This is a genomic window from Kitasatospora sp. NPDC057904, from assembly GCF_042887925.1.
GTDB lineage: Bacteria > Actinomycetota > Actinomycetes > Streptomycetales > Streptomycetaceae > Kitasatospora.
Map to the genome: position 1 here is coordinate 160,295 of NZ_JBHVOL010000017.1, position 14,154 is coordinate 174,448.

The 14,154-nt window shown below is 73.9% G+C and carries 12 protein-coding genes and 2 rRNA genes; 7 read left to right on the forward strand and 7 right to left on the reverse strand.

Annotated features, from left to right (window positions below; all coding sequences use genetic code 11):
- Positions 1-22: 22 nt before the first annotated feature.
- Together ACFVSN_RS33440 and hpf are read right to left on the reverse strand one after the other, a co-directional pair.
- Positions 23-781 (reverse strand): response regulator, encoded by a 759-nt coding sequence (locus ACFVSN_RS33440; protein ID WP_380435436.1) that lies wholly within the window; start codon positions 779-781, stop codon positions 23-25.
- A 215-nt stretch (positions 782-996) separates the two neighbouring features.
- A complete protein-coding gene (gene hpf / locus ACFVSN_RS33445; RefSeq protein WP_380435437.1) occupies positions 997-1,695 on the reverse strand; it encodes a ribosome hibernation-promoting factor, HPF/YfiA family in 699 nt (232 codons plus the stop codon).
- 370 nt (positions 1,696-2,065) lie between these two features.
- Here hpf and ACFVSN_RS33450 point away from each other — a divergent pair, with 370 nt between their 5' ends.
- Entirely contained in the window at positions 2,066-2,800 is a 735-nt protein-coding gene (locus ACFVSN_RS33450) for a ComF family protein (protein WP_387957311.1), read from the forward strand.
- Positions 2,801-2,825: 25 nt separating this feature from the next.
- On the opposite strand, the gene ACFVSN_RS33455 is transcribed toward ACFVSN_RS33450, so the two are convergent.
- The 3 genes from ACFVSN_RS33455 to mtrA all read right to left on the reverse strand — a co-directional run bounded on the left by ACFVSN_RS33455 (position 2,826) and on the right by mtrA (position 7,447).
- Positions 2,826-4,676: an LpqB family beta-propeller domain-containing protein gene (locus tag ACFVSN_RS33455; RefSeq protein ID WP_380501599.1), complete on the reverse strand. Its 1,851-nt coding sequence runs from the start codon at positions 4,674-4,676 to the stop codon at positions 2,826-2,828.
- On the reverse strand, positions 4,651-6,645 hold the full coding sequence (gene mtrB / locus ACFVSN_RS33460) for an MtrAB system histidine kinase MtrB (protein WP_380435440.1): 1,995 nt from the start codon (positions 6,643-6,645) through the stop codon (positions 4,651-4,653). Before mtrB ends, ACFVSN_RS33455 begins: the two co-directional genes overlap by 26 nt.
- Before the next feature lie 124 nt (positions 6,646-6,769).
- The gene (mtrA, locus tag ACFVSN_RS33465; protein ID WP_030061806.1) at positions 6,770-7,447 is read right to left on the reverse strand and encodes an MtrAB system response regulator MtrA; all 678 of its coding nucleotides are present in this window, start codon (positions 7,445-7,447) and stop codon (positions 6,770-6,772) included.
- A gap of 287 nt (positions 7,448-7,734) precedes the next feature.
- Between mtrA and ACFVSN_RS33470 the strand changes: the two genes are divergently transcribed.
- The 6 genes from ACFVSN_RS33470 (at position 7,735) to ACFVSN_RS33495 (ending at position 13,799) form a co-directional block, all read left to right on the forward strand.
- A complete protein-coding gene (locus ACFVSN_RS33470; RefSeq protein WP_380435441.1) occupies positions 7,735-8,931 on the forward strand; it encodes a hypothetical protein in 1,197 nt (398 codons plus the stop codon).
- A gap of 5 nt (positions 8,932-8,936) precedes the next feature.
- Complete coding sequence (locus ACFVSN_RS33475; RefSeq protein WP_380435442.1) at positions 8,937-9,608, forward strand: DUF4129 domain-containing protein; 672 nt, start codon at positions 8,937-8,939, stop codon at positions 9,606-9,608.
- Positions 9,605-10,822 carry a DUF4350 domain-containing protein gene (locus tag ACFVSN_RS33480; RefSeq protein ID WP_387957314.1) on the forward strand — a complete coding sequence of 406 codons (1,218 nt, stop codon included), beginning with the start codon at positions 9,605-9,607 and terminating at the stop codon, positions 10,820-10,822. Before ACFVSN_RS33475 ends, ACFVSN_RS33480 begins: the two co-directional genes overlap by 4 nt.
- 65 nt (positions 10,823-10,887) lie before the next feature.
- The gene (locus ACFVSN_RS33485; protein WP_380435454.1) at positions 10,888-11,835 is read left to right on the forward strand and encodes an AAA family ATPase; all 948 of its coding nucleotides are present in this window, start codon (positions 10,888-10,890) and stop codon (positions 11,833-11,835) included.
- 41 nt (positions 11,836-11,876) lie between these two features.
- Entirely contained in the window at positions 11,877-13,187 is a 1,311-nt protein-coding gene (locus tag ACFVSN_RS33490) for a DUF58 domain-containing protein (protein WP_380501607.1), read from the forward strand.
- A 105-nt stretch (positions 13,188-13,292) separates the two neighbouring features.
- Positions 13,293-13,799, forward strand: coding sequence for a GNAT family N-acetyltransferase (locus ACFVSN_RS33495; protein ID WP_380435445.1), 507 nt, complete (start codon positions 13,293-13,295; stop codon positions 13,797-13,799).
- Positions 13,800-13,873: 74 nt separating this feature from the next.
- On the opposite strand, the gene rrf is transcribed toward ACFVSN_RS33495, so the two are convergent.
- A 5S ribosomal RNA gene (rrf, locus tag ACFVSN_RS33500) occupies positions 13,874-13,990 on the reverse strand.
- Positions 13,991-14,061: 71 nt separating this feature from the next.
- Positions 14,062-14,154, reverse strand: a 23S ribosomal RNA gene (locus tag ACFVSN_RS33505); the annotation flags it as partial.

The window sequence follows — 14,154 nt, forward strand, 5'->3', positions numbered from 1 at the left end:
GCCCCGGCCGCCGCGCGCCGCGTCACCCTATTTCGAGGATCTTCTCGCGCATCGCGTAGACCACGGCCTCCATCCGGGAGTGGAGCTGCAGCTTCTCCAGGATGTTGCGCACGTGGTTCTTGACGGTGTTCTCGCTGATGAACAGCTCCTTGGCGATCTCCCGGTTGTTCATCCCGGTCGCCACCAGTTTGAGCACCTCCAGTTCCCGGTCGGTGAGCCGGGGCGCGGGTACCAGGTCCCGGTCGTCGGAGCGGCGCTGGATCATCGACTTGAACTCGGTGAGCAGCTTGGAGGCCATCGACGGGCTGATCTGCGACTGCCCGTCGGCGACGGCGCGGATCGCGGTGGCGACCTCGTCGGTGGAGATCTCCTTCAGCAGGTAGCCGGTGGCGCCCGCCTTGATCGCCTCGTAGAGGTCGGCCTCCTCGTCGCTTATCGTCAGCATGATGATCTTGGTGCTGGGTGCCACGTCCTTGATCGCCGTGCACGCCTCGATCCCGCTGCGGCGCGGCATCCGGACGTCCATCAGGATGATGTCGGGCAGCAGGTCGGCGGCCTTCAGCACGGCCTCGGCGCCGTCCCCCGCCTCGCCGACGACCTTGATGTCCGGCTCCTCGGCGAGCACGATCTCCAGCCCGCGGCGGAAGAGCGCGTGGTCGTCCACCACCAGCACGCGGATCGGCTCACCCCGGCGCGGTGCGTACGCGAGCTCCTCGCCCGCTCCCGGGGACAGTCCGGCAACCGGCCCCCCAGCGGGCCCCAGCCCGAAGTGATCCCCCATCCGCTCCTCCCCCTTCGCGGGACGTCGTGCGCCAATCATTCCACGCCGCGGCCACGCAACGGTCACCCTCCGATGCCGATTCCCCCGCAACGAGTGACCCCTCCACCACGGCCCGCGACCGCGCTCGACCGACGTTCGACCGCGGACGGCCCCCGGAACGCCGGTGACCCCGGCGGCCGCGGCCGCCGGGGTCACCCGTTCATCGCTCCGGACGGTCAGTCCTCGTCGTCGTCGGCTCCGCCGATCGCGCCACCCGCGCCGCCGCCCGCCGACTGGGCGGCGGGGTCGGTCTGCAGGTGGATCACACCGTAGTGGTAGCCGTGCCGGCGGTAGACGACGCTCGGCAGGCCGCTGTCCTTCTCCACGAACAGGTAGAAGTCGTGGCCGACCAGCTCCATCTCGTAGAGCGCCTGGTCCAGCGCCATGGGGGCGGCCGGGTGGGTCTTCTCCCGGACCACCAGCGGGCCTTCGCCCTCCACTTCCAGGGATCCCATCATGGTCTTGCGGACGGCCCCGTTGGTCTCGCTCTCCGGCGCCGCCGGCTCCGGCAGCCCGGCCAGGGCCGCGGTCGCCTCGGCGACGCTGATCGGGGTGCGGCCGTTGCCGCCCTTGTGCACCCGACGCCGGTCCGCGGACTTGCGCAGCTGGGCGTCGAGCTTCGCCGAGGCCAGGTCGAGCGCCGCGTACGGGTCCCCGGCGGCGGCTTCGGCCCGGATCACCGGCCCACGGGTACGGAGGGTGATCTCCACCCGCTCGGACCGGTCGGCCTGCCGCGGGTTGTGCTCCTTGGACACCTCGACGTCGAGGCTGATCACCTTGCCGTCGAACTTCTGGACCTTCTCCAGCTTCTCGGCCACGTGCTCGCGGAACCTCTTGGGCACCTCGGTCTTGCGGCCCTTGACGACGATGTCCACGCAGAACTCCGATCCCTCGTGCTGACGCCGATCCGGGTGCTACCGGACCGGACTGAGACCCAGCTGGACCAGCCCATCCACTGCCGGCCCCCCGCCCCCACCGCCAGCGGCGGGAACGACTGGCCCTCACCTCACTTCCTCCCCACCAGGGACGGTTGAAACCCCTTGAAGCTTTATCGAACACCTCACGCGGGGTTTTCGCCTCCCCAGGCTCGGTCGTGGGCATGGGCCAGGAGCGGTGGGTGAACGGTCAAGCTGTTGCACCCTGTTTACCCTCCTAGGAGTGAAGCATGGGTGAATACCTGGACAACACCCCCCGTACGGCGCATCCTTTGCTCACTCTTCGTGCCTGCCGCCGCCAGGAGCAGCCGTGCCACCCACCACCGGACCCGTCCACCCGCCCTCCCCGCACGGGCCGTTCGGCCACGCACTGGCCGACCTGCTGGACGTCCTGCTGCCCACGCACTGCGCCGGCTGCGGCACCGACCGCACCCAGCTCTGCCCCGCGTGCCGGCACGCCCTGGGCGCCTCCCGGCCCGGCCCCACGCTGCTGCCCTGGGCGCACGCCGCGGCACCGTACGCCGACCCGGTCCGGCAGTTGCTGCTCGCCCACAAGGAACGCGGCGCCCTGCGACTGGCCGGCCCCCTCGGCGAAGCCCTCGGCCGGGCGGTGCGCTCGGCGCTCGGGCCGCGCGCCGGGCTCGCGCCGCTGCTGCTGGTGCCGATGCCCTCCACCCGGGCCGCCGTCCGCGCCCGCGGCCACGACCCGACGCTCCGGCTGGCCGCGGCCGCGGCGCGCTCACTGCGCCGGACCGGCCTGGACGTCAGGGCCGCACCGCTGCTGCGCCACACCCGCCCGGTCGCCGACCAGGCCGAACTGACCGCGGCCGAGCGCCGGCGCAACCTGCACGGCGCGCTCACCGTCCTGCCGCGCGCGCACCGGAGCCTGGCGGGCCGTCAACCGGTCCTGGTGGACGACCTGGTGACCACCGGTGCCAGCCTCGCCGAGGCCGCGCGGGCACTGGCCGCGGCCGGTCTGCCGGCCGGCGCGGCGGCCACCGTCGCGGCGGCCGGCCCGCTGCGCGCCCGGGAGGGCCCGCTCTGAGGCCCGCCCGGCGGCGGCCCGGGGCTCAGCCCGGGTAGAAGAAGGCGCTCGCCCGGTCCGACAGCGTGACTTCCCGCCACTGACTGTTGGTCAGCCGGTAGATCCGGCCCTCGGTGGCCTGCAGCGCCAGCACCGGCGGAGTCAGCCCGTTCGCCCGGGACTCCGAGGCCTCGGCGGTCGCCATGCCCTCGCCGCCCTGCGCCGGGGCGTCGGTGCTCGGCGAGCCGTCGGTGCTGATGTAGTGCAGCTGCGGGAGGCGGTCGGCCTCCTTGCCCAGCACCAGCAGCTGGTCGGACTCCGCCCAGGACAGCGACGCGACGTCGGTGATCGCCGGGGCCGCCGTGTGCAGCCCGACGATCCGCACGGTCGGCGCCTCCGGGGTGCCGCCGTGCACGATCGCGCCGAACATCAGCGACCGGCTGGACGAGCTCGGCCCCTTCACCACGAGGGCGATCCGGGCGCCGTCCGAGGAGACCCGGAGCATCTGCACGCTCTGCCCGTTCAGCTTCTCGACCGGAACGGTGTACGTCCGGTTGCCGCGGACCATCACCACGCGCGGGTCCTCCGGGCTGCGGTCCACCACCCAGAGGTCGCCGCGGCCGTCCCAGCTGGGCGAGGCCAGCCCGTCGTCGCCGGTGTGCGCCGAGGTCAGCACCGGTTCGGGCAGCGCGACCGCGTTGTCGGACAGCGGCACCGAGTAGAGCTGGTGGTGGTCGCGGCCGAGCACCGCGGCCTGGGAGCCGTCCCGGCGGACGGCGACGGGGCCGAGCGGGGTCTTGCCGGCCGGCTGCGGCTTGCCGAGCACGCCGCGCACGGAACTGGTGGTGGTGTCGTTGACCAGCATCAGGGCGCCGTTGTCATTGCGCTGGAGGTACTGCTGCGCGCCGTCCGACCCGGACAGCGCCCCGGGGCCGGTGGACGGCGAATCGTTGCGACCGGCCGTGCAACCGCCCCGCTGCCCCTTCAGCTCCACCCTCTCGACCTGCCCCTTCCCCTGCTCGGCGAGGGTGTAGAAGAGCTGGGTCGCCATCCGCCGGCAGGACACCGTGTCGGCGAGGTCGGCACCGCCGAGCTGCACGTGGGCGACACGGCTGTCGTCGACGCCGACCCGGTCGATGCTCGCTCCGCCGGGGAAGGCCGTCCGCACGGCCGGTCCGAGCCAGGCCGACGGCCCGCCGACCAGCGCCTTGGCGGCCGCCGTCAGCGGGTCCGTCCGCCGCCGCAGGTAGATCGGGTCGGCGACCAGCACGTCCGGGGCCGGCCCGAAGCCCGCGGCCGACGGGTCGGGCGCGGTGTAGAAGTACCGGTCCACCTGGCGGTAGCTGTTGCGGAAGTTGGTCTCGTTCATGATCAGACCGGGCGGCAGCTTGTCGATGCGCCACTCCCCGTCCTTCTGGCGCAGGAAGGTGAAGTCGGACGACTTCGTGCTCTGCCCCGTCACCAGCTCGTAGGTGTGCCTGGGGTCGACGTCCGCGACGACCTGCCCGGTGATGGACAGCGTGGTGCTGATGTCCGCCTCCGGGAGGTCCGCACCGGCCGGCGGAATGGTGGCCGAGAGCACCGTGATGCCCGCGTCCGGGTTCCAGGCCGCGGCGGCCTCCTCGGTGAGGTACTTGCGCGCCGTGTCGTAGCCCTCGTCGGCCGTCACCGCGTCGAGGAACCCGGCCAGCAGGTCCTGCGGCTTGGCACCCTTGGCGGGCCCCACCGGGAAGACCCGCACCTGCAGGTTCTTGTCGGCCGAGCCCTGGGAGAGCTCGACCTTGGTGATGCCGCCCGAGTCCGGCATGGCCGCGCACCCGCCGGCCAGCAGGGCGACGAACACCCCGCCGGCCACCGCCGCGAGCCGCGGATCAGGCCTGCCGCTGGTCCTTCGCACGCTGCGTCCCCTCCGTGTCCGTCCCGCCCGTCAGATCCGGCTCCGCCGTGCGCTGCGCCACCGACGGCCGTCCGGGCGTGGGGTCCACCATGACCTGGGCACCGGTGGCCAGGTAGCCGGCCCCCGCCGCGCGCACATCGGACGGGTCCGCGCGCGGCCCCTCCGGCAGCCGGGCCTTGCCGAGACCCGGGCCGATGTTCAGCACCCCTCCGAGACCGCTGCCCAGGCTGCTGCCGACGGCGTCCGGCGTCTCGGCCTGCTCCTCGGCCGCGGTGAGGGCCGTCGCCCCGGCCGGGGTGATCGCCCGCCGGTACGGCGTCCCGTACGTGCCGAGGCCCCGGTTGTTGCGCGAGTCCTCCGGCTCCAGCCGGAACGGCGCCCGGCTGATCTCCCCGCCGCGCGTGCGCGGCAGCGTGAGCCGGAAGTGCGAGCCGCCGCCGGGCTCGCCCCAGGCCTGCAGCCAGCCGCCGTGCAGGTGCGCGTCCTCCACCGCGATCGACAGGCCGAGGCCGGTGCCGCCGGTGGTTCGCACGCGGGACGGGTCGGCCCGCCAGAAGCGGTGGAACACCCGGGACGCCTCGCCCGGCTTGAGCCCGATGCCGTAGTCGCGCACGCCGACGGCGACCGCGCCGTCCGCCGAGCCCAGCCGGACCACGACGTCGCGGCCCTCGCCGTGCTCCAGCGCGTTGACCACCAGGTTGCGCAGGATGCGCTCGATCCGGCGGGAGTCCACCTCGGCGACCACCGGCTCGCCGTCGCCGCGGATCACCACGGCGCTGCCCTTGGCCTGGGCCAGCGGGTCGGCGGCCTCCACCACGCGGGCGACGATGTCGCGCAGGTCCACCGGCTCGGCGTCCAGGATCGCGGCGCCGGCGTCGAAGCGGCTGATCTCCAGCAGGTCGGCGAGCAGCGACTCGAAGCGGTCCAGCTGGCCCTGCAGCAGCTCGGCCGAGCGCGCCGCCATCGGGTCCAGGTCCTCGCGGCTGTCGTAGATCAGGTCGGCGGCCATCCGGACCGTGGTCAGCGGGGTGCGCAGCTCGTGCGAGACGTCCGAGACGAAGCGCCGCTGCACCCTGGACAGCTCCTCCAGCTGCCGGATCTGCGCCTGGAGCGCGTTGGCCATCCGGTTGTACGACTCGCCGAGGCGGGCGATGTCGTCGGTGCCGGTGACCTTCATCCGCTCTTCCAGGTGCCCGTCGGCCAGCCGCTCGGAGATCCCGGCGGCCATCCGGACCGGGGTGACCACCTGGCGCACCACGACCCAGGCGATGCCGCCCATGAGGATCACGACGAACACGCCGGCGGTCGCCAGGGTGCCGGTGACCAGGTTGAGGGTGTCCGTCTCCTGCCCGAAGGAGAAGACGTAGAAGAGCTGGTAACTCGTGTTGTTGGTCGGGCCGTCGAACTGCATGCCGAGCGCCAGCCCGGGCTCGGTGTGCCCGCCGCTCTCGGCGGAGCGGTGGATCCGGGTCGGCTGGTCGAACATCTGGCCGGGCTCGGCGTACACCTTGGCCCGCAGCGTGTCGGGCACGCTGATCGGCAGGATGTCGCCCGAGTAGCGCGGGCCGAAGCCCACCGCGTCCGGCAGCACGGTCTGGCCGGTGCCGGGCATCGTCGCGATCACCGAGTAGACCGTCTGCCCGCTCGCGGCCAGGTCGTTGACCTGCCGCAGCAGCCAGGACCCGACCTCGTCGGTGCTCGGATCAGCCGTCGCGCCGACCCGCATCCGCTGGTCCTTGGCCTCGTCGATCTTCTTCAGCTCGGCCTGGAAACCGATCCGCGCCTGCTCGCGCGCGGACGCCAGCTTGGTGTCCAGCAGACCGGTGCGCACCTGCGCCACGACGACCACGCCCAGCACCAGCACGACCGCGATGGACGCCAGCAGCGACACCGCGACGACGCGCAGCTGGATCGAGCGGCGGTACAGCGCCGTCACCCGGTGTGCGGGCCGGCGCAGCTGACGGGTCACCAACGCGAGCATCGCGGCCGGGCCACGCCGGCGGAGGGTGGTCGAACTCAGCACGTCCCCGCGCACGGCGCCCGCCCCGTCGGTCGCGGAACCCGACGGGGACTCGTCAGCCCGGTGCGTCACGTCAGCTGGGTCCGGCCTTGTAGCCGACGCCGCGGACGGTCACCACGATCTCGGGGCGCTCCGGGTCCTTCTCGATCTTCGACCGCAGGCGCTGCACGTGGACGTTGACGAGCCGGGTGTCCGCCGCGTGGCGGTAGCCCCAGACCTGCTCCAGCAGCACCTCGCGGGTGAACACCTGCCACGGCTTGCGGGCCAGCGCCACCAGCAGGTCGAACTCCAGCGGGGTCAGCGGGATGCCCCGGCCGTCCCGCTTCACCGAGTGACCGGCCACGTCGATCACCAGGTCGCCTATGGTCAGCTGCTCGGGCGTGGGCTCCTCGGCGCGGCGCAGCCGGGCACGCACCCGGGCCACCAGCTCCTTGGGCTTGAACGGCTTCGTGACGTAGTCGTCGGCACCCGACTCCAGGCCCACCACGACGTCGACCGTGTCGGTCTTCGCGGTCAGCATGACGATCGGGATCCCGGACTCGGCACGGATCTGGCGGCAGACGTCGATGCCGTCCCGGCCGGGCAGCATCAGGTCGAGCAGCACGAGGTCGGGCTTGGTCTCCCGGAACGCGGCTAGTGCCTTGTCCCCGTCTGCGACGAAAAACGGCTCAAAACCCTCACCACGCAACACGATGCCGAGCATCTCGGCCAGTGCGGAGTCGTCATCAACGACGAGGACGCGTCCCTTCATGGCTCCATCCTCTCATTACCGGATTGTGACCTGCCGCACAGCAGTGCCAATGCTCCACAACGGCCAACTCGACCAGCCGGGAATTCCGGCCATACCGGGCGAATGCCCCCCGGTGGAGCGTCTCCGAACCGTCCCGGAGCCGTGCCCGGACCCCCGTCACGCCCCCGTATCCGTTCCGCGACCGGATACCCCTGGGGCCTGTCGGCGCCCCATGGCACGATGGGCCTGCGCGCGGGTGGAAGATCCACCCGGCACCGCGCCCCCAGGACGCCCTCCGAGGAGCAGTGATGACCGACACTCCGGGCTGGGCCTCGCCCGGCTCGTCCGAGCCACCCCGCGACGACGCCCGGCCCCCGGCCGACGCTCCCGCCGGCGTGCCCGGGCCGTCGGCACCGCCCCAGGGCGCCCCCGTCCCGCCGCCCGCCTGGGGCGGCCCGCAGGTCCCGCCCGCCCGCAACGGCTGGGGCGGCCCGCCGCCCGGCCCGCAGGGCCCGTACGGCCCCTACGGCTGGGGCGCCCCGCCGAGCCCCAAGCCCGGCGTCATCCCGCTGCGCCCGCTCGGCCTCGGCGAGCTCCTCGACGGCTCCGTCTCCACCATCCGCAAGCACTGGCGCACCGCGCTCGGCCTGTCGCTGGGCATCGCCGTGCTCCAGCAGGTCGGCGGCGTCGGCGCCCAGCTGCTGGTCGGCGGCAAGACCGGCGACTTCACCGCCGTCCTCGTCGTGCTCGCCAGCCTGCCGCTCAACCTGCTGCTCGGCGTCATCGCGACCGCCCTGCTCACCGTGGTGGTCAGCCGCGCGATCCTCGGCCAGAGCGTCACCATCCGGGAGGCCTGGCGCGGCGCCCGCGCCCAGCTGCTCCAGCTGCTCGGCCTCACGCTGCTGACGGGGCTGATCACCGGCGGCGTCATGGTGCTCGGCTTCGGCCCGCTGATCGGCTACGCGGCGGCCGGTGCGGCCTCGCCCGCGATCGTCGGGCTGCTGGTGATCGTCGGCCTGCTCAGCCTGCCCGTCGTGGTCTGGCTCTGGATCCAGCTCAGCCTCGCCGCGCCCGCCCTGATGCTGGAGAAGCAGGGCGTCATCACGGCGCTCTCGCGCTCCCGCCGGCTCGTGCGCGGCTCGTGGTGGCGGATCTGCGGCATCACCGTGCTCAGCCAGATCATCGCCTTCATCGTCTCGGGGATCATCGCGGTCCCGTTCACGGTCATCGGCCTGGTGCTCGGCCTCGGCGACCTCCAGCAGCAGATGGAGAGCGGCGGCGCCACGCAGCAGCCGGTCGCCCTTCTGATCGCCACGGCGATCGCCGGCGTCATCGCCTCCACCCTCACCGTGCCCTTCACCGCGGGCATCGGCGTTCTCCTCTACGTCGACCAGCGGATCCGCCGCGAGGCCCTCGACATCGAGCTCGCCCGCGCCGCCGGCCTGCCCGAGGACGGCGGCACCGGCTGGGGCGGCCAGGCCGGCGCCGACCCGACGAGGCTCTGAGCCGGATGCCGATCTGGGGGGAGAGGCTCCTCGCCGCGGGCGGCGCCCCGGTCACGGTCCCGCGTGACCCGGCCCGCGACGCCGCCCGCGACGAACTGCTCGACGCCGACTACCACCGGCACGACCCGAGCCTCGTGAAGCGGGTCCTGGACTGGCTGAACCAGCACCTCTCCGACGCGCTCGACGCCATCTCCGGGAACGGTACGAGCGGCACCACCGGCCTGGTCTTCTTCCTGATCGTCGCCGTCCTGGTCGCCGCCGCGCTGTGGTGGCGCCTTGGCGCACCCAAGCGGGCCGCCCGCACCGCCCTGGACGTGTACGGCACGACCGGTCCGCGCACCGCCGCCCAGCACCGGGCCGACGCCGAACGCCATGCCGCCGCGGGGCAGTGGGCCGACGCCGTCCGCGAGCAGATGCGCGCCCTCGTCCGCGCCCTGGAGGAGCGCACCGTCCTCGACGCCCGCCCCGGCCGCACCGCCGACGAGGCCGCCGCCGAGGCCGGCCGGGCCCTGCCCGAACACGCCGCCGCGCTGGCCGCCGCCGCCCGCTCCTTCGACGACATCGCCTTCGGCGAGCGCACCGCCGACCAGGCCGCCTACCAGTCGCTCCACGACCTCGACCGGGCGCTGGAACGCACCCGCCCGACCCTCGACCCGGCCCCGGGAGGCGCGGCATGACGACCACCGCCCCCGCGCCCGCCACCGAGCCGCCGGCACCGGCCCACGCCCCCAGCAGCCTGGCCCCCACCGGCCGCGGCCTGTGGCACCGCTACCGCTGGTACCTCGCGGCGCTCGCATTCCTCCTCACCGGCACCGTCGTCATCGCGGGTCTGAGCCAGGACCGCCGCTACCCGCCGCTCGACCCGCGCTCCTACGACGGGGACGGCGCCCACGCCGTCGTGGCCCTGCTCGAACAGCGCGGCGTCACCGCCACGCTCACCGGCGATCCCACCGTCCGCCCCACCGGCGACGACACCCTCGTCATCCCCGAGCCCGACCTGCTCGACGCCGGCCAGCTCCACGCCATCGCCGCCGCCCGGCACAAGCGGCTCGTCCTCATAGCCCCCGGCCCGGCCGCCCTCAGCGCCCTCGTCCCCGGCGTCCGCGCGGGCGACGAGCGCGGCGCCCCGGCCTGGGCCACCGTCCGCAGCACCGACCCGGGCTGCGACCTCCCCGAGGCCGAGCGGGCCGGAAGCGTCGGCATCGGCGGCTTCGTCTACACCAGCGGCAGCCGCGGCACCGGCTGCTACCCGCGCAACCACGGATTCCCCCTGGTCAGCGCCCCGACCCCCAGCGGCGACGCGATCGTCCTCGGCAGCGCCGACCTCCTGCAGAACCACCTGCTCGGCAAGGACGGCAACGCCTCCCTCGCCCTCGGCCTCCTCGGTTCCCAGCCGCACCTCACCTGGCACCTGCCCGACTACAGCTCGCCGGCCGCCGACACCACCGACCGCCGCAGCTTCACCGACCTCATCCCGGCCGGCTGGCACTGGGCCACCCTGCAGCTCGCGATCGCCGCCGCCCTGGCCGCGCTCTGGCGCGCCCGCCGCCTCGGCCCGGTGATCAGCGAGAACCTGCCCGTCGTGGTCCGCGCCGCCGAGACCACCGAGGGCCGCGCCCGCCTCTACCACCGGGCCAAGGCCCGCGGCCGCGCCGCCGACGCCCTGCGCCGGGCCGCCGCCCACCGCCTCGCCCCCGCCCTGGGCGTCCCGCTCAGCGCCGGCGCACCCGACCCCGACGCACTCTGCGCGGCCATCGCCGATCGCCTCACCACGCGCCCCGCCGGGGACGTGCGGGCCCTCCTCCACGGCCCCGACCCGACCGACGACGCCGCGCTGCTGCGGCTCGCCGACGACCTCGACGCCCTCGAAAGGCAGGTACGGAAGCCGTGACCGAACAGGCCACCGCCCAGCTCCACCCCACCTCCGGCACGGCACCCGCCACCCCCGGCGCCACCATCGACCCGCGCCAGGCCCTGACCGCCCTGCGCACGGAGATCGGCAAGGCCGTGGTCGGCCAGGACGCCGCCGTCACCGGCCTCGTCGTGGCCCTGCTCTGCGGCGGCCACGTCCTGCTGGAGGGCGTCCCCGGAGTCGCCAAGACCCTGCTGGTCCGCACCCTCTCCACCGCGCTCAGCCTGGAGACCAAGCGCATCCAGTTCACCCCCGACCTGATGCCCGGCGACGTCACCGGCTCGCTGGTCTACGACGCCCGCACCGCCGAGTTCTCCTTCCAGCCCGGCCCGGTCTTCACCAACCTCCTGCTCGCCGACGAGATCAACCGCACCCCGCCCAAGACCCAGGCCGCCCTGCTGGAGGCCATGGAGGAGCGCCAGGTCACCGTCGACGGCGAACCGCGCGCGCTGCCCGTCCCGTTCCTCGTCGCCGCGACGCAGAACCCGGTCGAGTACGAGGGCACCTACCCGCTGCCCGAGGCCCAGCTCGACCGCTTCCTGCTCAAGCTGATCCTGCCGCTGCCCGACCGCGACCAGGAGTTCCAGGTCCTCTCGCGGCACGCCGCCGGCTTCGACCCGCGCGACCTCGCCGCCGCCGGCGTCCGCCCGGTCGCCGGGCCCGAGCACCTCGCCGCCGCGCGCGAGCAGATCGCCGAGCTGACCGTCTCCCCCGAGGTCCTCGCCTACATCGTCGACCTCTGCCGGGCCACCCGGCAGTCCCCTTCCCTGTCCATGGGCGTCTCCCCCCGCGGCGCCACGGCCCTGCTGGCCGCCTCCCGGGCGTGGGCCTGGCTGGCCGGACGCGACTACGTCACCCCGGACGACGTCAAGGCACTCGCCCTGCCCACCCTGCGGCACCGTGTCGCGCTGCGCGCCGAGGCCGAGATGGAGGGCGTCACCGCCGACTCCGTCATCCAGGCCGTCCTCGCCCAGACACCGGCCCCCCGCTAGAGCCACCCCGCCCGCACCGGGTACCCGAAGGAGCGCACCGCATGGCCCTCACCGGGCGAACCGCCCTGCTCGCCGCGATCGGCGCGCTCGTCGTGGGCCTGCTGCTGCCGTCCTGGACCGGGATCGGCGTCGTCACCGGCGCCGTCCTGCTCGCCGTCGTCGCCGACCTGGTGCTCGCCGCCCCCGTCCGCAGCCTCCGGCTCGGCCGCGGCGGCGCCACCACGGTCCGCCTCGGCGAGCCGGCACCGGTCGAACTGACCGTCACCAACCCCTCCGGCCGCCCCCTCCGGGCCCGGATCCGCGACGCCTGGGCGCCGTCCGCCTGGCGCCCCGGCACGGCCGGCGCCGCCTCCCGGCACACCCTGACCGTCCCCGGCGGTGAACGGCGCCGCGCCACCACCGTCCTCGTGCCGACCCGCCGCGGCGACCACCACGCCCACCGGGTGACGATCCGTTCCCTCGGCCCGCTCGGCCTGGCCGGCCGTCAGAGCTCGCACCTCGCCCCCTGGACGGTCCGCGCGCTGCCGCCCTTCGCCGGCCGCAAGCACCTGCCCTCCCGGCTCGCCCGCCTGCGCGAACTCGACGGCCGCACCTCGGTGCTGACCCGCGGCCAGGGCACCGAGTTCGACTCCCTGCGCGAGTACCTGCCCGGCGACGACGTCCGCTCCATCGACTGGCGCGCCAGCGCCCGCCGCCACACCGTCGCCGTCCGCACCTGGCGCCCCGAACGCGACCGCCACATCCTGATCGTCCTCGACACCGGCCGCACCTCCGCCGGCCGCGTCGGCGACGCCCCCCGCCTGGACGCCTCGCTCGACGCCGCCCTCCTGCTCACGGCACTCGCCACCCGCGCCGGCGACCGCGTCGACCTGCTCGCCCACGACCTCCGCCCGCGCGTCGCCGTCGCCGGACGCTCCCCCAGCGAGGTCCTGCCCGCGTTCACCAACGCCATGGCCTACCTGGAACCCGCGCTCTACGAGACCGACATGCGCTCGCTGGTCGCCACCGCACTGCGGATGGCACCGCACCGCTCCCTGATCGTCCTGCTGACCGGCCTCGACGCGGGCCCGGTCGAAGAGGGTCTCCTCCCGCTGCTTCCGCAGCTCGTGAAGCGCCACGAGGTGGTGCTCGCCTCGGTCGCCGACCCCCGTCTCGACGAACTCGCCGCCGGCCGCGGCACCGTCGAGGCCGTCTACGGCGCCGCCGCCGCGGAGCAGACCCGCGCCGACCGCCGCCGCACCGCCGACCGCCTCACCCGACACGGCGTCACCGTCCTCGACGCCCAGCCGAGCAGGATCTCCCCGGCCCTCGCCGACACCTACCTCGCCCTCAAGGCCGCCGGACGCCTCTGAGCCCGGACCCGGACCCGGTCGCGGTCCGGTCGCGGCTCCGGCTCCGGCTCCGGACCCGGCGGAAACCCGGGTGGCACGGACGCCCCGGACGCATAGAGTCGGGCGATGCCCGAGCTGAAGCGGCTGCACGCCGAACACTCCCCCGCCGTCCTGGCCTTCGAGCTGGCGAACCGCGCCTACTTCGCGGCGTCGATCTCCGACCGCGGCGACGACTTCTTCGATCAATTCACCGCCCGCTACAGCGCCTTGCTGGCGGAACAGGAATCCGGCCTCTGCGCGTTCCACGTGCTCCTCGCCGAGGACGGGTCGGTCCTCGGCAGGTTCAACCTGGTCGACATCGAGCACGAGGAGCACTCGGCAGAGCTCGGCTACCGGGTCGCCCGGCACGCCGCCGGCCGCGGCCTGGCGACGGCCACGGTGCTGACGCTGTGCCGACTGGCGGCGTCACAGTACGGGCTGCGGACACTGCGGGCGGCCACTTCACACGAGAACACCGCGTCGCAGAAGGTCCTGACGAAAGCCGGATTCGTCCCGGTAGGACCGGCCGGCCCGGCGGACCTGGGCGGCAAGACCGGCACCTGGTACCAACGCGACGTCATCCAGCAGCCGTAAGAACGTCCCGGAAAAGTCCCCGGACATGCGAAAAGCCCCTGATCCGAATGGATCAGGGGCTTTTCAGAAGAATTGTTCGGCGGCGTCCTACTCTCCCACAGGGTCCCCCCTGCAGTACCATCGGCGCTGTGAGGCTTAGCTTCCGGGTTCGGAATGTAACCGGGCGTTTCCCTCACGCTATGACCACCGAAACACTATGAAACTGTCGACCCGCCGGCAAGGCGGTCGTTGTTTCAGAACAACACAGTGGACGCGAGCAACTGAGGACAAGCCCTCGGCCTATTAGTACCGGTCAACTCCACCCCTTACAGGGCTTCCATATCCGGCCTATCAACCCAGTCGTCTACTGGGAGCC

Coding starts and splice junctions, on each gene's coding strand:
- ACFVSN_RS33475 (WP_380435442.1), top strand. CDS start 8,937: ATGCCGATCTGGGGGGAGAGGCTCCTCGCCGCGGGCGGCGCCCCGGTC.
- ACFVSN_RS33470 (WP_380435441.1), top strand. CDS start 7,735: ATGACCGACACTCCGGGCTGGGCCTCGCCCGGCTCGTCCGAGCCACCC.
- ACFVSN_RS33495 (WP_380435445.1), top strand. CDS start 13,293: ATGCCCGAGCTGAAGCGGCTGCACGCCGAACACTCCCCCGCCGTCCTG.
- ACFVSN_RS33490 (WP_380501607.1), top strand. CDS start 11,877: ATGGCCCTCACCGGGCGAACCGCCCTGCTCGCCGCGATCGGCGCGCTC.
- ACFVSN_RS33440 (WP_380435436.1), bottom strand. CDS start 781: ATGGGGGATCACTTCGGGCTGGGGCCCGCTGGGGGGCCGGTTGCCGGA.
- ACFVSN_RS33480 (WP_387957314.1), top strand. CDS start 9,605: ATGACGACCACCGCCCCCGCGCCCGCCACCGAGCCGCCGGCACCGGCC.
- mtrA (WP_030061806.1), bottom strand. CDS start 7,447: ATGAAGGGACGCGTCCTCGTCGTTGATGACGACTCCGCACTGGCCGAG.